This is a genomic window from Neobacillus canaveralius, assembly GCF_047237705.1.
GTDB classification, from domain to species: Bacteria; Bacillota; Bacilli; order Bacillales; family Cytobacillaceae; genus Neobacillus; species Neobacillus niacini_K.
This window is the reverse complement of record NZ_JBDFLL010000001.1, coordinates 5081634-5103704: the sequence shown is the minus strand read 5'-3', so window position 1 is coordinate 5103704 and position 22071 is coordinate 5081634. Positions and strand designations below refer to the sequence as shown.

At 39.1% G+C, this 22071-nt stretch carries 13 protein-coding genes and 1 pseudogene; all 14 read left to right on the top strand.

Annotation, left to right across the window (positions count from 1 at the left end; translation table 11 throughout):
* The first annotated feature begins 222 nt into the window (after window positions 1–222).
* Window positions 223–4566: an alpha-amylase family glycosyl hydrolase gene (locus ABC255_RS25010; RefSeq protein WP_412997707.1), complete on the top strand. Its 4344-nt coding sequence runs from the start codon at window positions 223–225 to the stop codon at window positions 4564–4566.
* Between the two features lie 127 nt (window positions 4567–4693).
* A pseudogene (locus ABC255_RS25005) lies at window positions 4694–5197 on the top strand (energy-coupling factor transporter transmembrane component T family protein); the annotation flags it as partial.
* A 325-nt stretch (window positions 5198–5522) separates the two neighbouring features.
* The gene (locus ABC255_RS25000; RefSeq protein WP_412997706.1) at window positions 5523–7199 is read left to right on the top strand and encodes a M4 family metallopeptidase; all 1677 of its coding nucleotides are present in this window, start codon (window positions 5523–5525) and stop codon (window positions 7197–7199) included.
* Between the two features lie 146 nt (window positions 7200–7345).
* Window positions 7346–8287 carry a carbohydrate kinase family protein gene (locus ABC255_RS24995; protein ID WP_412997704.1) on the top strand — a complete coding sequence of 314 codons (942 nt, stop codon included), beginning with the start codon at window positions 7346–7348 and terminating at the stop codon, window positions 8285–8287.
* A 92-nt stretch (window positions 8288–8379) separates the two neighbouring features.
* Window positions 8380–8775 (top strand): VOC family protein, encoded by a 396-nt coding sequence (locus ABC255_RS24990; RefSeq protein WP_412997702.1) that lies wholly within the window; start codon window positions 8380–8382, stop codon window positions 8773–8775.
* Between the two features lie 268 nt (window positions 8776–9043).
* Complete coding sequence (locus ABC255_RS24985) at window positions 9044–10180, top strand: C40 family peptidase (protein ID WP_412997700.1); 1137 nt, start codon at window positions 9044–9046, stop codon at window positions 10178–10180.
* A 186-nt stretch (window positions 10181–10366) separates the two neighbouring features.
* Entirely contained in the window at window positions 10367–11635 is a 1269-nt protein-coding gene (locus tag ABC255_RS24980) for an MFS transporter (RefSeq protein ID WP_412997698.1), read from the top strand.
* Window positions 11636–12106: 471 nt separating this feature from the next.
* Window positions 12107–14008 (top strand): ribosomal protection-like ABC-F family protein, encoded by a 1902-nt coding sequence (abc-f, locus tag ABC255_RS24975; RefSeq protein ID WP_412997696.1) that lies wholly within the window; start codon window positions 12107–12109, stop codon window positions 14006–14008.
* A gap of 147 nt (window positions 14009–14155) precedes the next feature.
* A complete protein-coding gene (locus tag ABC255_RS24970; protein WP_412997694.1) occupies window positions 14156–14533 on the top strand; it encodes a coiled-coil domain-containing protein in 378 nt (125 codons plus the stop codon).
* A gap of 264 nt (window positions 14534–14797) precedes the next feature.
* Complete coding sequence (locus ABC255_RS24965) at window positions 14798–16264, top strand: protein adenylyltransferase SelO (RefSeq protein WP_412997693.1); 1467 nt, start codon at window positions 14798–14800, stop codon at window positions 16262–16264.
* Window positions 16265–16431: 167 nt separating this feature from the next.
* On the top strand, window positions 16432–17661 hold the full coding sequence (locus ABC255_RS24960; protein WP_412997691.1) for an efflux RND transporter periplasmic adaptor subunit: 1230 nt from the start codon (window positions 16432–16434) through the stop codon (window positions 17659–17661).
* Window positions 17645–18325 (top strand): ABC transporter ATP-binding protein, encoded by a 681-nt coding sequence (locus tag ABC255_RS24955; RefSeq protein WP_412997690.1) that lies wholly within the window; start codon window positions 17645–17647, stop codon window positions 18323–18325. The genes ABC255_RS24960 and ABC255_RS24955 overlap by 17 nt, the downstream gene beginning before the upstream one ends.
* A complete protein-coding gene (locus ABC255_RS24950) occupies window positions 18322–19527 on the top strand; it encodes an ABC transporter permease (protein ID WP_412997689.1) in 1206 nt (401 codons plus the stop codon). The genes ABC255_RS24955 and ABC255_RS24950 overlap by 4 nt, the downstream gene beginning before the upstream one ends.
* A gap of 146 nt (window positions 19528–19673) precedes the next feature.
* A complete protein-coding gene (locus ABC255_RS24945; protein WP_412998633.1) occupies window positions 19674–22049 on the top strand; it encodes a polyprenyl synthetase family protein in 2376 nt (791 codons plus the stop codon).
* Window positions 22050–22071: the final 22 nt, after the last annotated feature.

Sequence of the window (22071 nt, the reverse complement as noted above, 5' to 3'; positions counted from 1 at the left end):
TCCACGAAGGCCCCTAATTTTAATAGGGGCTTTTACTATTTTAATTGGAATTGCTTATTTTTACCAAAAACAAGCATAAAGACCCGTAACCAAACCTCTTAATGAGTAGAAATGTCCTATTCTTTGGAAAATACAGATAATGAGATAATACATTTTAGGGAAGCGTTTGTAATTATTTGTGCAAACGATTGCTCGAAAATAATTTAAAAGGGAGTTGAATGTATGAAGGGTAAATCGAGAAAGATTATAAGTTTCATAACTCTTTTTGTTTTATTTGCGCAAACGATTGCTCTTGGATTTATTCATCCAATTGAAACAAACGCCGCAGAACGTGTGGTAACGCTAGTGGGGAATATACAGGATGAACTTGGCGGGTCAGGTGAATGGAATCCGGCTGAACCCTCAACAAGAATGACCCTTCAGGAAAATGGAAAGTACAAGCTGACAGGCACGCTTCCTGCAGGAAACTATGAATACAAAATTGCGATTAATGGTTCATGGGATGAAAACTATGGAGTAAACGGGGTTCCTGGCGGCGATAATTATAAGCTGTCTCTGGATCAGGAAAAACAAGTCACGTTTATTTATGATGATGTTACCCACAAAGTTTCTGTTCCTGCAGAGCTGCCAGACGACCAGAAACCAAGGATTGTGGGAGATATCCAGCCTGAGCTGAACGCTGGTGGAGAATGGGCGCCAGGTGAATCAACTGCTATTTTAAAGGATGAAGACCTCGACAACATTTACACTTATTCAGCACAAGTGCCGAAAGGAAAGCATGAATTTAAGTTTGTTCTTGGGAACAACTGGTCTGCTCCTGCGTATCCAGCGAATAACTTTGTTCTGAATGTAGTAAAAGATACGATAGTTACATTCTTCTATAACCATGATACAAAGGAAGTGTACACAGATTATGATCCTGGTTTGCCAGATGGCAATGTCCAAGGAGATAAGCTGTTTCACGACACTTGGGATCGAGCTTATAGGTCACCATTTGGGGCAGTAAAGGCAGGGGATACGGTCAAGATTCGACTCCAAGCGAAGAAAGGCGATTTAACAGCTGCAAAGGTTCAGCTAAAAAACTACAACACTGGTAATACCATCATGGTGGAAATGGAATATGCCGGATGGGTTGAGCTAAATGCTGCACCAGTAGAGTTATGGGAAGCTGATATAAAGCCGGAAGAAAAGGGCGTTTATGGATATAAATTTATTGCACGTGACGGAGAATCTCAGAAGGAATACGGTGAAGATATTACTGAAGGTGGAAAAGGGACAACTTCTGATGCCAATGCTTCTCTATTCCAATTAACGGTTTTTGATCCAGCCTACAAAACGCCAGATTGGATGAAGGAAGCGGTCGTGTATCAGATTTTTCCGGATCGCTTTTTCAATGGAAATAATAAAAATGACGATGCCAAAGATACAGCACGCGGTGATGAGCCAATTGAACATCAAGAATGGAGCGAACTTCCGGACAACCCTCGTGAAGCTAATTCCGAAGGCTATACTGGAGATGAAATTTGGTCCAACGATTTCTTCGGTGGTGACATTGCTGGAGTTCAAAAGAAACTCGACTACATTCAATCTTTAGGGGTCAACACACTTTATCTAAACCCAATCGCTTATGCATCATCGAACCATAAGTACGATGCGACAGACTACAAGGAAATCGATCCAATGTTTGGTTCTCCAAAAGAATTTGAGGCTTTCACAAAAGAATTAAAGAAACGGAAAATGCATTTAATTTTAGATGGCGTGTTTAATCATGTCGGTGACGATTCCATCTATTTTGACCGTTATGGAAAATATGAAACGGTTGGTGCTTATGAATACTGGTCAGCGATTTATGACCTTGTCAATAAAGGAGTTATAGAAGAAGAGGCAAAGAAACAAGTGGAAGAAAAATTAAAGGCAGAAGGACAAACCTTTAGCCCATACGGTTTCCACAACTGGTTTAACATTGAAAATGTGAAGGTTGATGGTATTTATAAATACCAGGCATGGTGGGGCTTTGATTCATTGCCAGAAATCAAATCGATTCCTGGAGAAGTGGTGGACTATCCATCTGAGTTAAATAATAAGCAGTTTGCTAACTACATGATGTATGATGACGATTCTGTTGCCAAATCGTGGCTGGATCGGGGTGCAACAGGCTGGCGTTTAGATGTTGCGAACGAGGTCGATCCAGAATTTTGGCGTGAATTCCGTAATGAGCTTAAGACCAAAAAGAAAGATGAACCGCTGATTCTAGGTGAAATCTGGGATGATGCTTCTGAATATTTCCTTGGCGACTTATATGATTCCGTTATGAATTACCGATTCCGCGGTGCTCTTATAGATTACCTGAAAAATGGAAATGCCGAAGGGGCAGAAAATCAGTTGAATGCGGTATATGAAGATTATCCGAAAGAAGCATTTTACTCCCTGATGAACTTAATGGGCTCGCACGATACCCCTCGCGCAGCGTTTGTGTTAGGTAATGGAACCGACTCTTTTGAACGTGCAGAGTACGATAAAAATTACAACCATCAACTCGGAATTCAACGCCTAAAGCTTGCCGCGACCCTGCAAATGGGTTATGCTGGTGCGCCGACTGTTTATTACGGCGATGAAGCGGGTGTTACAGGATCGAAGGACCCCGATGACCGCAGAACTTATCCTTGGGGTAACGAGGACACAGATCTTGTAAAACATTATCAATCAATTGGAAAAGTAAGAAATACCTATCATGACCTTTTCAGTTACGGTGATTTAAACCATCTTTATGCAAAAGGCGATGTGCTTGCTTTCTCCCGTTCAGACAAAAAGAACTTTGCGGTTGTTTTAACAAACAGAGGTACTGAAGAACAGACGATTGAACTCGAATTAGAAGATTTATTGATTAATGGTGTGAAATTAACAGATCAGCTTGATAGAAAGTACAAAACTGTATCAAAAGATGGAAAGCTTTCAGTTACAATTCCAGCCATGAGCGGGCGCATGCTTGTGTCTGATAAGGGTCAAAATCTGAAACGTCAGGCTGCCGTCACGGGATTAACCATTGAAGAAGGGAGCCGCTCGGCCACTTTAAAGTGGGAAGGTGATGCAGCTAAGTATGCTATTTATCAAACAACGATTTCTGGCGCTTTTTATAAAAAAGTAAAGGAAACGTCCGCGAATACGGTAACCATCGATGGTTTAGACAATGGCCGCAACTATTATTTTGCCGTGGTAGCACTTGATAAAAACGGGAATCCTTCTGATAAAGCAGCAACAGAGAATGCTGTTATTCCACATGTTGAGTTAACAGATGGAAATCACCAGATTACGAACGTAACATCAATTGAAACGGGGATCATTGACCTTTCGAAGCCGCAGACGATCACCGCTGCTATCTTTGTACAAGGTGAAACAGAAACTGGTCAGATGGAAGGTTTACAGGCAAAGCTCGAAGTAAAGCAACCTGGTAATGAAAACTGGACTACCTATAAGGCTTCCTATATCAATCAACAGGAAACCATAAATGCCTTTAGTGGAAATTTCCTACCATTAAAAGAAGGTAACTATGAATATCGGTTTGCTTTTTCAACCGATCTTGGTCGAAACTGGATCACGAGTGAAACGCAGGAGGTACGTTTTACAAAGGGGGAAGATACAATTGATCCGGCTGATAAAGTAACGTTAGATCAGCCAGAGCAGGAATCGGGACAGGTCAATCTTTCATGGAAGCTGGAAGGTGTGAACGATCCCTATATGATTGCCTTAGTCCGCGATGGTGCAATCATCGATATGTTGTTTGATCCAACCAAGCAATCCTACAAAGATATCAATGTCTCGAATGGAAAGCTGTATTCCTACGAAGTGCACGTGTATGATCAGGCTGGGAATGTCGTTACATCAAACGCTGTTGCCGTGACGCCTGAACTTATAACCGTTAAGGTGACCTTTAAAGTCAACGCACCAGCGTACACTCCACAGGGAATCAACATTACAATGCCAGGAACGAAAAATGGCTGGAATACGGGCGCGTGGGAAATGACACGCGGCGGCGCAGTCACAAATGATTATGAGTATACAATCGAAGCACAGGAAGGGGAAGTGCTTACTTACAAATACGTCAAAAATGGCTCTTGGGAGCAAGAAGGTTTAGCAGATCACACTCCATTGAACCCAAATGATGATGACGTAAGTTACAATGGTTACGGAGCAACGGGAACTGACCTTTCTATAATCGTAACCAATCAAGGCGGTAACCAAATGGTGGTTCAAGATAAAATCCTTCGTTGGATTGATATGCCAGTGGTCGTGACTTCTCATACGGATGGGCAATCCGTCACAGCGGACAGCATCACCCTTCAGGGGAACGCCATTAAAGATGGAGTTCTCACTATTAATGGCGAGCCAGTAACAATAAAAGACGACATGACCTTCTCCTATAATATTATGTTAAAAGAAGGAGAAAACAAATTGACCATCCGTATCGAGCCATCAGACGAAAATAAATCAACTATCTTTAAAAATGATGGCGGTGCCATTGGCAAAGCTACGAAAACCATTCAAATGACGATTTTTAAAAATTTATGAAAAGAGTCTCTCTCTTCCAAGAATTATGGATATACGCATCTCAAGTAGACAGTAGAAAAAAGCACCCTCTTGATTTTTAGGGACTCACACCATGCGGGTGTGAAGAGATTAGCCAAATACACTGGTCGTTGCCGCTGAGCAGCTATTCTACCAATTTAATATAACGCTTAAATATTTGACCATTATTCCACTTGCCTTGTTGTTTATGGTTACGACACATCCCAGTGAATTTGCAGCTTCTCTTAATAAAATCGGAAGCTATCGAATTGCATATGCAGTAGCTCTTGCGCTGCGATATATTCCAGATATTCAGCGGGATTATCAGAACATCTCACTCGCTCAACAGGTACGAGGGATTGATTTATCAAAAAAACAAAAATTGACCAAAAAATTACGCTATGCATCATCCATTTTAATGCCGTTAATTTTTTCAAGCCTCAATCGGATTGAAACAATAAGTGCTACGATAGAGCTTCGAGGCTTTGGCAGTCAAAAGAGAAGATGATGGTACCATGAGAGACCCTTTACAAAAGCAGATTATTTGGCCATTATGCTTATTGGCCTTTTGTTTGTCTTTTCAATGATCATTACCTTTTTGGATGGAAATCGTTTTTATAATCCATTTAGGTAAGTAAGAACTACATCTCGTATGTTGCCAAAGACGACCAACATTCATTGAGACAGTAGCATTGATTGAAATGCATAGTTGGGTATGAATAGTTTTAGTAGATTAAGTGAAAATTGAAGTGCGTTTATGTTCCCTCAGACAAAAAAGTATGGGGGATTTTTTTGTTATGGAAGCTGATGGCAATTGGTAGATTATACCTATACTAGAATGTAAAATAGGATTATCTTTCCACATATTTATAATATTAAAATAATTACAATTATTCATGCTATTTAAATTCTACTAACCTATAATAAACTCTATGGAAAATAATAGGAGGTGTTGGGAGATGAAGAAAAAGTTTATTATACCTGTAGCTCTGTCGACAGCGATGTTGGTAGGTTCTATCCCAGTTAGTAGTGTTTTTGCGCAGCCGGCTGATACAAAGGTCGTTAATAGTGTACAAGCTTCTAAGGAATGGAATGAGAAAGCAAGTGTTCCATTATTTTTGAAGGAGCGATTTGTAGAGAAATTCTCTTCTAGTACCTCTACCGAAGCATTAAATTATTTGAAGAAAAACGAAGGCAAAACTGGAATTAATAATCCGGATAAGAATCTAAAAGTGAAGAGTGTACAAAAAGATAGACTTGGTATGACTCATGTCCGCTTTAAACAGGCAGTAAATGGAGTAAATGTTGAAGGGTCAGAGGTTGTTGTGCATTTTAATGAGAATAATGAAGTGGTATCCGTAAACGGAAGAGTAAATCAGACGATTGCGGAAGGTGCAGTGGACACTGCTGCCTCTTTAAGTAGTGATACTGCACTAAAGACGGCTTTATCCTCTGTCAATGCTCCTCAAGAGCTGACCTATGAGCCAACTACTGAGCTTGTTGTCCTTCCATTCGAAGGGGAAAATTACACAGCCTATAAAGTGAATGTTAACTTCATGGGGGATAAGCCTGGAAACTGGTTTGTCTTTGTGGATGCTAACACAGGAAAAGTCATCGACAAGTATAATGGCTTAATGCATGCTGATGAAGTGAATACACAAAAAGGTGCTGGAAAAGGTGTACATGGCGAGCACAGGGAATTACATATTACTCAGGTAAAAGAACCGAATGCTGGAACGAAGTTTGCGTTAGCTGATTACTCTCATGAGAACCTTGGAGGAATCATAACGTATGATGCAAAAAATGATAACACTTCCATTAATGATACTGTCTATGTAGGAAATTCTGCTGCATTTATCGGCGACTATGATCGGGCGCTGGTCGATGCACACTATAATTCTGAAAAGGTATATGAGTATTACTTAACTGAGCATGGCCGCAATTCTCTTGATGATGAAGGAATGGCGATTATTTCTAAAGTTCACTATGGTACCAATTATAACAATGCTTCCTGGAATGGACGCTGGATGACCTATGGTGATGGTGACGGTGTTTTCATGACGTCTCTATCAGCTGGCCTTGACGTTGCTGCCCACGAAATGACGCACGGAGTCATCTCTAATTCTGCAAATTTAGTGTACCGCAATCAATCTGGAGCATTAAACGAATCGTTTGCAGACGTCTTCGGTGCGCTTGTTGACCATAGTGATTGGGAAATGGGCGAGGATATTATGGCACCGGCTGCTAAAGCTAATGGTGTAAATGTATTACGCAGCTTAAGTAATCCAAATAGTGTTGTAGTCAGCAACGAGGAAAGAAGATCATATAGCACAAACGGCGGAGTCTATCCAGATCATATGAACGAGTTTTATAACATGCCAACATCCGTTGATGGCGGCGGCGTTCATGTTAACTCTTCGATTACAAACCATGCTGCATACTTGATTGGTCAAGAAATCGGCAGGGAAAAGTTAGGGCAAATCTACTATCGTGCTCTAACGGTTTATTTAACTTCTAATTCCGATTTCAGCGATGCCCGTCAGGCGGTTGTTCAGTCTGCTATTGACCTTTACGGTGAAGGCAGCGAGGAAGAGGCTGCAACAAATGCTGGATTTGATGCGGTGGGAATTTACTAAGTCTCAAGATTGCCTGTAAGATGAATAATGAATTCCGTTTTTTAAACCCTCAGACTAAGAGTTTGAGGGATTTTTATTATGGTTTACCAGAAGTAAGTAAAAAATAGTTTATAATGGAGTTTATCCTTTCCAGAAGGAGGGCTATTTTGGAAAAGCATGGAGTTATATCACTAGGTGAAGCTTTTGTAGATTATATTTCAACTGATAGTAACAATACAAAATTCCGGCAGCTGTTAGGTGGCGCTACTGTTAACTTGGCAGTTGGAACCAGCAGACTGGGGCTCCCTACTTACTATATATGTAAATTGGGGAAAGATTCAAACGGTCAATTTGTGGAAGAGGAATTAAAAAAGGAAGGAGTCAGCCTTGAATTTTCGGTTCGTACAGATAGGAAAAGAATGTGTGGGGTTTATGTACATCTGACAGAAAGTGGAGAGCGAAACTTTCATTCCTATATCAACCAGACTCCGGATGAAGTATTAACAGAAGATGAATTAGGAAGAGGAATTTTTGAAAAGACAAGAATATTTTATTTTGGCTCCGGCACCCTTTTTCAACAGAAATCCAAAAGGACAACCGAGGCCGCACTAAAATATGCTAAAGAAACTTCCAATCTAATCGCCTTTGATGCGAATCTTCGTTTGAAACGGTGGGAAAGTGAGCACCATTGCCGTGAGACAGTGGTTTCGTTCCTTAAACAGGCAACTATCGTCAAGTTGGCTGAAGATGAGTTGAATTTTTTAATGAAAACAACTTCACTTGAGGCTGGATTGGAAAAAATATTAAAATGGAATATTCCTTACCTATTTATCACGATGGGCGGGAAAGGTGCTTGTGGAGTGATGAATGGAAAAAAACTTTTCAGTAGTGCTCCAAAGGTAGATACCATTGATACAACCGGTGCAGGAGATGCTTTTATGGCTGGACTTTTGTATTGCTTCCACGAAAAGGGAATGCCAGCAGGGAAAACGGAATTAACGGAGTATCTTCAATTTGCCAATCATGTTGGTGCTCAAGCAACAACTGAAATTGGATCTTTAACTTCTAGAATGGATTTAATGGAGTTGAAAAAACAAATTGAGATGTAAAGTTTTTTGTTGAGCATATTTTGGTTATAATAAGAGATAGCAAACTAGAGCGGATACATAAAAAAAGTTAAAGGAAATGGCGGGAGGAAATGATGGGTAGATTAGTTCATTTTGAAATTCATGTGAGTGACATGGAACGGGCAAAGAAGTTTTATGGAGAGGTATTCGGATGGAAATTCGAAGATTATAGTGAATATGCAGGGATGCCTTATTTTGGTGCGGTGACTGGGGATGAAAAAGAGCCAGGAATCAATGGTGCTTTAATGCAGCGGCAAAGTGCTCCGCCAGAAGCAGGCCAAGCACTAAATGGATTTGCTTGTACAATGGGAGTAGAAAATTACGATGTAACCGAAGCAAAAATTCTTGAAAATGACGGTCAAGTCGCACTGCCTAAATATGCCCTGCCTGGAATGGCGTGGCAAGGATATTATATTGATACTGAAGGAAACGTTTTCGGAATTCATCAACCCGATGCCAATGCAAAATAGAATAGAATGAATTACATAATCGAAGTAGAGAGGCGAATTAATTTGCCTTTCTATTTTTTGTTACATGCTCGACAGACACCTTACGACAAAAATACCCACCTTCCTTCCTTTAATAAATACAGGAGCTGACTTTTTTAATAGATTATTCAACAATAAATTACAATTTAATTACAATTCCGACTATATCATTGTTTTTTAGCCCTCTTGCAATATAAACTAGTAATATATTAAAAATTTACTAGGGTACGTTACAAGAGGAGATTTTGTGATGATAAAAAAATTCTTTAAATATACAGCAGCAGCTTTGGTCCTTGCCACTACTATACAAGTAACACCTACTTTTGCAAATCCAGTAATAAACGGACAAATCGATGCAACTAAGGAACAAATTAATGACTTTGAAACAAAGATTCAACAATTGGACAACCGAATTAGCGTAGCTATCGAGAAGAGTCAAGAACTAAATGAAGAAATTGCCACTCAACAAGGTAAAATTGAAGAGACTGAGGCTGAAATTGGTAAAGCTGAAACCGCTTTAGAGAATCATAAAGAGGTCTATTCAGAACGACTAAAAAGCATTCAATTAAATGGGGATCAGTCTGTCGTTAGATACGCAGAACTTTTGCTTTCATCTGGCAGCGTTTCTGAGTTTTTTAATCGTTTTACTGCCATTTCACAGTTTATTGAAAGTGATACAGAATTACTAAACGGGTTAAATGAAAAAGAACAAGCCCTATTAGAAGCGAAGGAACAATTACATACTCAGATTGACCAATTAAAACAGAGCCAAGTGCAATTAGCCGCTGAACAAGCACAGATTGAAAAAGATAAGGAACAAATTGAAACAGATTTAGCTGCGGCAGAGGGCACTTTGCAGGCTCAACTGGCTCAACAAGAGGCAGAACAGCAGGCTGCTGAACAAGCCCGACAACAATTGGAACAGCAATCTTTAGTAACCACTACCACAACACTTACATCAGCATCGGCACCAGCACCAGCGCTAGCATCAGCACCAGCAACACCTACTGCTATTGCAACAAATGTAACAAGCTCTGCAAGTGCAAATGCGGTTATTGCCAATGCTAAACAATATTTGGGTGTTCCTTATGTATGGGGTGGATCAACGCCAAGCGGATTTGATTGTTCGGGATTTGTTTCATATGTGTATCGTTCCGTTGGCATTAGTCTTCCAAGAACGTCTAGCGCTCAGCAAAATGTCGGAACAAGAATCTCATTGAATCAACTACAGCCGGGAGATTTAGTATTCAGGGGCTCCCCTGCCTATCACGTCGGAATTTATATCGGGGGAGGACAATATATACATGCCCCGCAAACGGGTGATGTTGTAAAAATTGCTCCATTTAATCCGTCTAAATTCTCTACTGCTTCTAGGATTCTACAATAGGATCGATTATTTTAATAGGTGAACCATTCTAAAAAAGGCAACTACCCTGATAAAATGGGTGTTGTCTTTTTCTGCTTCTATTCAAGAAATACCTCTAACCTGTAGTCTCCTAATTCCTCAATTCATAATGATACTTTATAAAATAACTCATATATATAGAAGTAAAAGCCAATAGGAGAATAATCTTTGGATAAACAAAATAGCAAATTTAGATGGGTAGTATTTGCTTCTGTATTGTTTACTTACTTTTTAATGGCAAGCCAACGAACTGCTCCAGGACTAATAACTGACGAAGTTATGAGGGATTTTAATGTTACTGCATCAACGATTGGGTTACTGACAAGTATGCAATTTTTTGTATATACTAGTTTACAAGTTCCGATGGGGATATTGGCTGACCGTTATGGACCTAATTTTTTTCTTATAATTGGGGCAATACTTACGGGGCTGGGTACCATTATCTATAGTCTTGGAACGCATGAATCGATCCTATTTATTGCCAGGATCATCACGGGTATAGGGGATGCGACCATCTGGGTTAATATGGTGTTAATTTTGGGCCAATGGTTTAAGGTGAAGGAGTTCGTACGCTTAATAGGGATTGCAGGAATGACAGGAAGTCTTGGGTTTCTCTTGGCAACCGTCCCTTTCTCCCTGTTAATTGACTTACTTGGATGGAGAGCGGCATTTTTATTAGCTGGGATATTATTATGTTTATGTGGAATAATTCTTTATTTTGTTCTGATAAAAAAACCAAAACAAATCTTTGTTAACGAATATGTTCCTCTCAAAAAAGAGGTCCAACGCGAAAAGACCTTAGTTTTAATAAGAAGGATATTTTCGAATCGACAGGCATGGGCTTTATTCCTGTGTCACTTTGGTATTGTTGGCGCGTATGTTGGGTTTATCGGTTCATGGGCAGTTCCTTATGGGATGACTATGTATGGAATGACACGTTCAGACTCGAGTCAGCTCATCATGATTGGGCTTATCGGAGCACTTATTGGAGCTCCGTCTTCTAGTTGGATTTCAAGCCGCTTGGAAACCATTAAACGTCCTTATGTTGTTATTCATATTATTATTTTATTGTGCTGGGCCACTTTTCTTTTATTTAAAGGGAATCCTCCGCTTTCGGTGCTAATCATCCTTTTCTTTTTTATTGGCTTTGGATATGGAGCAAGTGCCTTAACCTTTGCGGTTGTTCGTCAATACTTTCCTTTAAAAGAATCGGGTATTGTATCTGGGTTTGCGAACACGGGTGGATTTCTGAGTGCCGTCCTGCTGCCGAGTATTTTTGGGGTGATTCTGGATCAATTTCAGACTGCCTCAAGCAGTGCAGGTAACGGATATTTCTACGGATTCATCACTCCGGTTATCTTCTCTTTACTCGGTTTGATTGGAGTAAGTTCGATTAAGGAAAAGCGTAAGGAAGCTGACCGATCAAGTGAAAGGTAACATAAATACGTATTTACAAATTAATGTAAAAATGAGATAATTAAGGAAATTTTGAAGGGGGAAAGTAAGTTTATGGAACCAACTAATTGCTAATGTTAATTGATTTTAAAATTAATATGGATTTTGTATGGAGTGTGAAATTGCCTATAAATAATAGGTTTATTTGTTATGCTCTTTATGGAATTACGGCAATTTAGAAGGTAACTTACTTTACTGAATCAAGATTATAATTTATTTAAAGTACTTCGTAGTTTTTAAGGCGGAGTAAATAGGCATATTCATGCGCTTTTTTAGAATGCGCATTTTGCTTAGACTATTTTAAATAAATTACATCCACTGATTATGTAGACTGTAAGAAGAAATCATCTTCTTATAGTCTTTTTTATTTTACAAATAAATAGGTAATGCAGGTTCCTCTTTGCCTTGTCCATAAAAAGTGTAACTGGAATATGGATGAAAGAAGGAGATTTTATGTTAGAGATGAAATTGCATGGCGTTAAAAAATTTATGGAAGCTACTCTTGTGGTTAATAATATATCGTTTGAAGCCTATGAAGGAGATAAGGTTGGGATTGTTGGTGCCAATGGAAGCGGTAAGAGTACGATTCTTAAACTAATCGCGGGAATCGAGAAAATGCATTATTATCCGGGCTACCCTAAAACTTCAAGCCCTGGATATGATGAAGGACTAATTAACCTGCCGAGAGGAGCGTCTAAGGCATACCTTGAACAATCCCCTGTGTATCCAGAAGGTTTAAGAGTCATTGATGTTCTTAACTTGGCCTTTGAGGAGATAGTCAGTATCGAGAGCCAAATGAGGGAATTAGAGGATCAAATGAAAACGCTGGAGGATAAGGCTCTGGAAAAAGCATTAAATAAATATAGTGATTTGGTCCAGCTTTTTGAAGTGAAGGGCGGATATGAACGTGAAGAGAAATTAAGCAAGGTTTGTACCGGGCTTAATTTTACCTACAGCTTTTTAGACAAGGATTTTGATTTACTAAGCGGCGGGGAAAAAACGACGGTAGTCCTTGGAAAGCTTTTGATTCATAATCCGGATATATTGCTGCTCGATGAGCCGACCAACCATTTGGATATGGAAGCCATTGAATGGCTGGAGGGCTACCTTAAAAGCTACAAAGGAATTGTCATTATCGTATCCCATGACAGATACTTTTTGGATAATGTCGTCAATAAAATTGTGGAAATAGAGGATATGGAATCAATATCGTATAAGGGCAATTACTCTTCTTATGTTATTCAAAAAGAAGAAAATATGCGGATTCAATATGAGCATTTTCGTGAACAGCAGAAAAAAGTAAATAATATGGAAAGTCAAGTTAAAAGTCTGAGAGACTGGGCATTGCGGGCTGATAATAATAAATTCTTTAGAAGAGCGGCAAGTATTCAAAAAAAGCTCGATAAGATGGAGCGAATTGATAAACCTATTTTTGAACGAAAAAATATGATATTGGATCTCAAAGTAGCACAACGCTCCGGAAATGAAACCATCAAGGCGATTGAACTGTCCAAAAGTTATCAGGATAAGGTAATCTTTAAGGATGCAAATTTAATGATTCATTATGGTGAAAGGGCTGGGCTGGTCGGACCTAATGGAAGTGGGAAAACCACCTTTTTAAAAATACTTTTAGGTGAAGAACAGCCTGATAAAGGTGTGGTGGAATTAGGTGCTAATGTGATGGCAGCCTACTTACCTCAAAAAATTACTTTTAAAAATGAAGAGCACACAGTGCTGGAGGCTTTTAGAGAAGATATATCTATTCTCGAAGGAAAAGCGAGGGAATATTTAGCAAAATTCATGTTCTTTAAAAAGAGTCCCTTGAAAAAAGTTAAACACTTGTCAGGCGGTGAGCGGATAAGGCTAAAGCTTGCCATGCTCCTGTATCAAGACATAAATCTATTAATCCTCGATGAGCCAACGAATCATCTTGATATTGACTCGATCGAAACTCTTGAGGAAGCACTTGAAGACTTTAAGGGTACGATATTCTTTATTTCTCATGATCGATATTTTATTAATAAAATCGCTGAAAGAGTTATTGCTTTGGAGGATTATGGTTTTAAAAGCTACCAGGGAAATTACGATTATTATAAAAGTCAGCAGCCTAAGGAAGTGCCAATCGTAAATCGTGAAAAAGATAAGAAACAAAGAATTAAAACAGAAAGTTTAAACCAAGAAGAGTTAAGTGCTAATGCACTGACTAGGATTGAAAGCCTTGAAAAAGGAATAAAAGCGATAGACTTAGCCATGTCCGACGACCAAATCGAATATGATGAACTTACTATACTTTATTCTAAAAAAATCGAATTAAGTAAAGAATTGGATTCAGTGATGGAATTGTGGTTAAGTTAAAGACGTAATATTGCAGCCAACCATAAAAGCTCTCCGCTATTCCGATATAGGCGGGGAGTTTTATTTTAGGGAAAATTATTATCTATCTTCTCAATTTGGGAGGTGATAAAATCTAAATGTGTATAAAAATGAAAGGAATTGATATCAATGGAGCAAGTTAAATTGTTTCAATTAATCTTGGAAGAAGTTAAGGAATCAAACAAGGAGATTTCGGATTCTATTAAAGAAGTTAAAGAATCTATAAAGGAAGTTAAAGAATCAAATAAGGAGCTCAAAGAATCTACTAAAGAGCTTAAAGAATCTAATAAAGAGCTTAAAGAATCTAATAAAGAGATTAAAGAATCCATTAAAGAAATAAAGAACGAACTAGGTCATTTGAATGAGAAAATAGATCGAATCGAAGTTACTGTTAACTCTCATACAGAAATATTAAATTCTTTTAAGTTTGATGTAGACTTTTTAGCTGAAAAACAAGCAAAGATAGAGATGAAGGTAAATCGACTAGAAAAGATAATGGAATCCTAACGTTAAGGTTTTTACTCGCCCCTGCAAACCCTCTATTCATACTCTGAATTTCTTTGTATAATCATCATCAAATTTCGATTTACAGCAAATTAAGTGCATTTCCAATCCCCAATTCTATCAACTGAAAAAATCATAATTCAAAATTATAAAATTAATTTCTATAGAAAGAGCAAGATTTTTAATTGTAGAGTAAAATACTGGCATACATCAATATGCTTGGGGGATAAAATAAATAGAAAGATAAAAATTAGAAAAGAGGATACGATGACAAAGGATTTAAGTGAAACAGGATGGAATTTTGATAATAGTTATGCTCGTTTGCCGCAAACATTTTTTACCAGCCAGAATCCAACACCAGTAAGTTCACCCAAGATAGCTGTCTTTAATAAACAGCTGGCAGCTTCACTAGGTTTGAATGTAAAAACCTTGCAAGGTGAAGATGGTGCAGCTATTTTCGCAGGAAATAATATTCCGGATGGCGCATCGCCACTTGCAGAAGCATATGCGGGACATCAATTTGGGCATTTTACGATGTTAGGGGACGGTCGTGCTGTACTTCTTGGAGAGCAGATAACACCCGCGGGTGAGCGTTTTGATATTCAGCTTAAGGGTTCAGGGAGAACACCATACTCACGTGGGGGCGATGGCCGGGCGGCCCTCGGACCGATGCTTCGTGAATATATTATCTCGGAAGCCATGCATGGTTTGGGCATTCCTACCACTCGCAGTTTAGCGGTGGTAACAACAGGTGAAGAAATAGCCCGAGAATCATATTTACCAGGTGCTATTTTAACCCGCGTGGCTGCTAGTCATCTGCGCGTTGGTACCTTTCAGTATGGTGCAAGATGGGGCAGCGAAGAGGAACTACGCCAGCTGGCAGACTATGCAATAAAACGCCATTATCCTGAAATTGAAGAAGACGAGAACAAATACCTTACATTCCTTCAGGAAGTGATTAAACGTCAAGCGATGCTGATTACTAAATGGCAGTTGGTCGGTTTTATACATGGAGTGATGAACACCGACAACATGACCATTAGTGGAGAAACGATCGATTATGGGCCTTGTGCCTTTATGGATACCTTTGACCCTGCTACTGTGTTCAGTTCTATTGACAGAGAAGGTCGGTATGCATATGGTAATCAGCCAAATATTGGTGTCTGGAATTTAGCCAGACTAGCTGAAGCCCTCCTGCCGCTGTTGCATGAGAATCAGGAGGAGGCAGTTACGCTCGCTCAAGATAAGCTCTCTGACTTTGCTCAGGTTTTTGAATCTAATTGGCTGGAGGGAATGCGAGCGAAATTAGGATTATTTAATGAAGAGGAAAAAGATAAACCCCTTATTAAAGACCTTCTAGATATGATGCAGAAGCACCGTGCTGACTATACGAATACCTTTCGTGCACTAACTATTGATAAACCAGAAGATACAAATCTGCACGGAAAAATAGAATACACGGAGTGGCATAAGCGGTGGGAGGAAAGATTAGGAAGACAGAGTGAATCGATGGACGCCTCCAAACTGTTAATGAGAAACAGTAATCCAGCGGTAATACCTCGGAATCACCGGGTAGAGGAAGCATTGGAAGCAGCGAATACTGGAGATTATAGTGTAATGGAGAGGCTTCTTGAAATCTTATCCAATCCATATGCGCACTCTCCAGAACAGACAAATTACACTACTCTGCCAGGGCCATCACCTCGTCCTTATCGAACCTTCTGCGGAACATGAGAAATGCAAAATGATAAAGAAAAAGCCTTTTATGAGAAAGGCTTTTTGTCTTGTATTGATTCTATCGATTGTAAATGAAAATATTTACCATTTAAATCTATTGAAAATATTTCCAGTTTGTTTATAGTTAGTAGTAGATAAATAATAGAATCCACGGGGGTATATAGGTGAAGAAAAAGGTATGGATATGGGTAGCAGTTATTGTAGGAATACTTCTCATTGCGAGCACGGGTACATATTTATATGCGAAAACAGGCACAGAAACAGTAAGTAATGATAGCGGTGTCATGAGTATAAGTGTACAAAAGGTTAGTGAACAAGAATTGGTAGAATCCATTCTTGTTACGGGTAAAATTGTCCCGGAAAGTGAGCAAAAAGTCTTTTTAGAACCTGAAAAAGGGGAAATAAGTGAATTTAAAGTGGCGGAGAACCAGGCAGTCAAAGCTGGAGACTCACTATTAATCTATGATTCTTCAAAAATAGATAATGAACTTAATAGAGCAGTCCGTGAGAAGGAATTGCTGCAGAGTAGAGGGAAAACAGAACAAAGCCAAATTTCCGATATAACGAAGCGCTTAGCCGATACCAAAAAGAAGTTAGAGACTCAGGGTACTGGAACAGAAGAAGAGGCAGCTGAAGGCTTACTTACACAAGAAGACGTAAACCAGCTAGCGAATGAAAAGGTCCAACAAGAAATGCAATATGAAAGTACAAAGTCGGAAATTACCTCGGCTGAAGACAGAATAAAAGAATTAAACGCACAGAAAAATGAAATGACGATTGTAAGCAAAATGGATGGGATTATTGTAAAGATTAATCAAAATGTCGCAAATACAGAAGCAGGAGCTGCGGAACCAGTTATCCACATTATTTCAAGTCAACCCTATAAAGTTATTGGGTCGATGAGCGAATTTGACACAGTCAAGATTAAGGAAGGACAACCGGTTATTATCCGTCCAAAAGTGTTTAAAGACCGTGAATGGAATGGTGCGGTTGAATCTGTTTCACAATTCCCCAATGCTGATGGCGGCGGCGGTGAAGGATTTGAAGGCGGTGGGGGAGCTGGTAATGTGACCATGTATCCTTTTAAAGTAGTTATTACAGATGATACCTCCGAGTTGCGTCAAGGTTTCCACGTTTCTTTAGAAATAAAAGCTGGTGATTCTACCAAAAAAATTGCAATCCCACATCCCGCCTTAATTTATGAAGCTGGAATCAAAATTGTTTATGTCCTCAAAGATGGGACATTAGAAAGACGTGAAGTTCAAACAGGGGTTATGAATGATGCCTTTATTGAAATTACATCTGGAGTTACATCTGGAGAACTTGTGGTCCTTACACCAACTGGAGAAATGCATGATGGAATGGAAGTGACCTCCTATGATGAAGTTGAGTGATATTACAAAAATATATGGCAAGGGTTCTTTAGAGGTCCCAGTACTTCATGGTATTGATTTAACGATAGAAGATGGAGAGTTTGTCGCTATTATGGGTCCTTCTGGATCTGGTAAATCTACTTTGATGAATATAATTGGATTCCTAGATTATCCGTCTACAGGTACATATGAATTAAATGGGGAACAAATCGCTTCCGCAAAAGAGAGCACTCTTGCTAAGTTGAGGAATGAACATGTGGGTTTTGTTTTTCAACAATTCTTTATGTTTCCAAGAGACAACGCCATTAAAAATGTAGCCTCACCGCTTGTATATGCTGGAGTTTCCAAACGTGAAAGAACAACGAGAGCAAAAGACCTACTAGTAAAGGTCGGCTTAGGTGACCGAATGAAGCATTTACCCAATCAATTGTCTGGAGGTCAGAAGCAGCGTGTTGCAATCGCTAGAGCACTGGTTAATAATCCTACTATTCTCTTAGCTGATGAACCGACGGGTGCACTTGATTCGAATACGAGCGAACAAATAATGAAACTTTTTAAACAGCTCAATGAAGAAGGAAAAACGGTGATCATAGTTACCCACGAAGAAGAAATAGCAGCATATGCTAAGAGAATTATTACGATAAAAGATGGGCGGATAACGGATGACCGGAGGGTGACATCATGAATATATGGGAGAGTTTCAAAATTGCCCTTTCATCTATCTGGAATCATAAAATAAGATCCATTTTAACTATGCTTGGAATTATCATTGGTGTAGCAGCGGTTATCATTATCGTGGCAATTGGTCAAGGCACAAGGAAGCAAATGACGAATGAATTGTTTAGTACAGATAAAAATGCTATTCAAATTTATTATGAGTATATCCCGCCAGAAGGTGAAACTGAAATGTTTTGGCAGGAACCCGAATTAACCTCTGAAGATATCCAAACGCTCATGGAAGTTCCTGGCGTTAAGGCTGTTGTTGCTACGAATCAAGGCTGGGGGATGATGGCACATGATGATGAGCAAGGTGAAATGCAAATTACCGGTGTTGGTGCGGAATTTTTTCCTGCTAGGGATATTAAAGTAGTAGAAGGAAGAGCTTTGTACGCTGCTGATAACGATGGTTTGAATCGGGTAGTCCTAATTGACACCATAGCAAGGGAAAAGTTCTTTGCGGAAACTGAAAACCCAATTGGTGAAATTATTGATTTAAATGATAATCCTTACAAGGTGGTGGGTGTGTATGAATCACCACTGCCTGAGCAATTTCGAAATACGGAAACTGGTGAGATGCTTATGCCGCGTTCTGTTATCTCGATGATGTTCGGTAACCGAGAAATCGAACAATTATCGGTAATTGCTAGTGATCCGGAGAACATATCTGAGACAGGCAGGCTAGCTGCAGATACATTGACAGCAGAAAAAGGACTTGAAGACGGCAAGTATTCGACAAATGACTTTGAAGATTATGAAAGAGAATTAAACACAATGATATCTTTATTAACTTTATTAATTGGGAGTATCGCAGGTATTTCCCTCTTAGTAGGCGGGATTGGCGTAATGAATATTATGCTAGTTTCTGTCACAGAAAGAACACGAGAAATTGGACTTAGGAAAGCCATTGGTGCGACAAGAAGGAAAATACTCTTACAGTTTCTAATTGAGTCTATTACGTTAACTTCATTAGGAGGATTGATTGGAATTGGTCTGGCAGCAGTAGGCAGTATCCTCGTTTCCAAGTTTTCGCCCATTACTGCAACCGTTAGTCCATTAATCGTTCTTATAGGTGTGAGCTTTTCAGCCTTAATTGGTATTATCTTTGGGATGCTTCCAGCAAACAAAGCCTCAAAGCTTAGTCCGATTGAGGCATTACGATACGAATGACTGAATATTTTTTCCCTCAGATCAAAAAGTCTGAGGATTTTTTAATTTAATTTTCAGTTTACTAGTTATAAAGCTAATGCTTACGTGTATTATTAATATACAAACTAAAGTGAACGTGAAGTCGAGGTAATGTTTAAATGATTAAGATGTCATTAATAAATGAAGAAACATGCTATGGTATGGCTGAGCAAAAGGCAAGTGATTATTTTCAATCACTGTATCAGCAAGTTATCCAAAAAAGCTATGTTTCTACTCTAACGAGAGATATCCAATCCTGGAAGCACAACCATATTCACCATCATTCATTCGTAACTTTCCTTTCTCGCAGAAAGAGAAAGCCGACTTCTTTTGAGTATCATAGTTATCTCCAATGGCTGGATTATACAGGAAAATTAGATAGCTATCTGGATAGAAGCATTTCTTATATTTTTATGCGTGATTTAGGAAAAGCACTAGATTCTAAAGAAACACAGGCAAGGATTCAAAGTGTCGTTACCAATTTAAAAAACAATCTTACTCAACCCAATGAAAATCGTGTAAATAAAAATGAGCTGTTCTCGATGTCCTGGCTCTACAGATGGGCGCAGCAGGAATCTATTGAATTGACCATTATCTGGGTAATGAACAAACTAAAGACGGTAGCAAACCATATACCACAGGGGATGGATGCTAATCATGCCCAGCGTAAGCTAATTAAAATAATAGCTGGAGTCATTCTGCACGAGGTCGAAGAAATGGGGGATAAAACCACGGCTGAAGAACGTGCACAAAGACTTGATAGAGCCATTCGGTTAGGTTATGCCTATGGTTTAACCTATCCATTCATTGATGATCTTCTCGATTCCAAAGTTTTATCCTATAAAGAGAAAAAACAATATTCAAACTTAATACGTACCACGCTTACCACTGGAGCAGTACCGAAATTGGGCGGGGGGTGGGACGAAAAGAACCAAGCGTTGATCACGTTCATTCATTCTGAGCTTCGCGAGGGATTTGAATATATAAAAGCCCAGCAGCGGCCAGAGACAATAAAATCATTTTTTGAACAATCTTATGTTTTTTTTCAATCACAGGAAGTGGACCGAGAAAAGGATTTATCCAATGGAAATTACACGAATGAGGAGCTTTATATTCCGGTTATTCTAAAGTCTTCTTCTTCACGATTGATCGTCCGCTCCGTCATCACTGCCGATGAAGATGAAGGCTTTGACAAGCGAACCTTCTATTATGGTATATATAACCAACTGGCAGATGATTTTGCAGATATGTTTGAGGACTTGGAAAATGGTGCAGTGACACCTTATACCTACTATCTGAGGTATCATGAAAAGCGTGCCGACCTTATAAATCCATTTGAATTATATTGGAGTGTCATTTCCAATTTAATTCATCATGTTTATCAATCAGATAAGAAGGCACGTGAAGTAATTTTAAATCGTGCGATTAATGGATTAAAAAGATTTAAAGAACGTGTGGGTTCCAAGAAGTACAATGAAGTGATGGAGTTATTTGCTTCTGGGGATCCTAAATTTTATGCAGTGATTCAAAAAATGGTCAGCAAAGCAGATGATGTCGATTTCTTCGATAAACTTCTCCGGGATCATATGATTACCAATCTTAAAAATGAGCGTAAAGAACAAGAAGAATTTCAAGAGTGTATTGAAAGTGTACGGGAACAGATTAACCACCTGCTGCCTATCCCTAAAGATGAAAATACAGCTTTGTTGAGTGAGCCGATTACCGAGGCAGCAAACTATAGTCTTGAAGGCGATGGAAAACGACTGAGACCCATCATTACGTGGATTATGGGGATAAACGAATATCAATTAAGTCAATCGGCCATTGTACCGCTGCTACGATCATTGGAGTTTATGCATACTGCTTCCCTAATCTTTGATGATTTGCCATCCCAAGATAATGCATCGATCCGCAGAGGGCGTTCCACTCTCCACATGGTTTATAACAATGCAATCGCAGAATTAACGGGACTCTTTCTTACTCAAAAGGCGATTGAAGAACAAGCTTCGCTTGACGATTTTGATTCGAAAACGGTACTTAACTTGATTCATTATTCTGCACAAATGACAGGCGAAATGTGTAAAGGACAGGCGATGGACTTAGGTTCGAGAGGTAAACCATTAACACTGGATCAATTGAATATGTTGTGTTTTTATAAAACTGGTATTGCTTTTGAAGCTGCTCTCATTATGCCGGCTATTCTTGCAAATGCAAAAGACTTGGAAATGCAGGCGTTGAAAAAATACGCCTATCATACTGGGATCGCCTTTCAAATTAAAGATGACCTTCTAGATGTTGAGGGGGATATTAACACTCTAGGAAAATCCATTGGAAAAGATGCAGCAAATAACAATTCAACCTTTGTATCAATCTTAGGGGTGGATGGTGCTAAAAAAGCGATGTGGGAACATTATTGTCTTGCAATAGAAACCTTGCAAGAGGTTCCGCGAAATACTGCTTTTCTAAAGCATCTATTAAATTATATTGTCCACCGGGATCATTAAAAATTTATTCAAAAGAAAGGTA

What these genes read in the sequence shown, in the direction of transcription:
- ABC255_RS25010 (WP_412997707.1), top strand. Translation starts at nt 223, where the DNA reads ATGAAGGGTAAATCGAGAAAGATTATAAGTTTCATAACTCTTTTTGTT.
- ABC255_RS25000 (WP_412997706.1), top strand. Translation starts at nt 5,523, where the DNA reads ATGAAGAAAAAGTTTATTATACCTGTAGCTCTGTCGACAGCGATGTTG.
- ABC255_RS24990 (WP_412997702.1), top strand. Translation starts at nt 8,380, where the DNA reads ATGGGTAGATTAGTTCATTTTGAAATTCATGTGAGTGACATGGAACGG.
- ABC255_RS24985 (WP_412997700.1), top strand. Translation starts at nt 9,044, where the DNA reads ATGATAAAAAAATTCTTTAAATATACAGCAGCAGCTTTGGTCCTTGCC.
- abc-f (WP_412997696.1), top strand. Translation starts at nt 12,107, where the DNA reads ATGTTAGAGATGAAATTGCATGGCGTTAAAAAATTTATGGAAGCTACT.
- ABC255_RS24970 (WP_412997694.1), top strand. Translation starts at nt 14,156, where the DNA reads ATGGAGCAAGTTAAATTGTTTCAATTAATCTTGGAAGAAGTTAAGGAA.
- ABC255_RS24965 (WP_412997693.1), top strand. Translation starts at nt 14,798, where the DNA reads ATGACAAAGGATTTAAGTGAAACAGGATGGAATTTTGATAATAGTTAT.
- ABC255_RS24955 (WP_412997690.1), top strand. Translation starts at nt 17,645, where the DNA reads ATGATGAAGTTGAGTGATATTACAAAAATATATGGCAAGGGTTCTTTA.
- ABC255_RS24950 (WP_412997689.1), top strand. Translation starts at nt 18,322, where the DNA reads ATGAATATATGGGAGAGTTTCAAAATTGCCCTTTCATCTATCTGGAAT.
- ABC255_RS24945 (WP_412998633.1), top strand. Translation starts at nt 19,674, where the DNA reads ATGTCATTAATAAATGAAGAAACATGCTATGGTATGGCTGAGCAAAAG.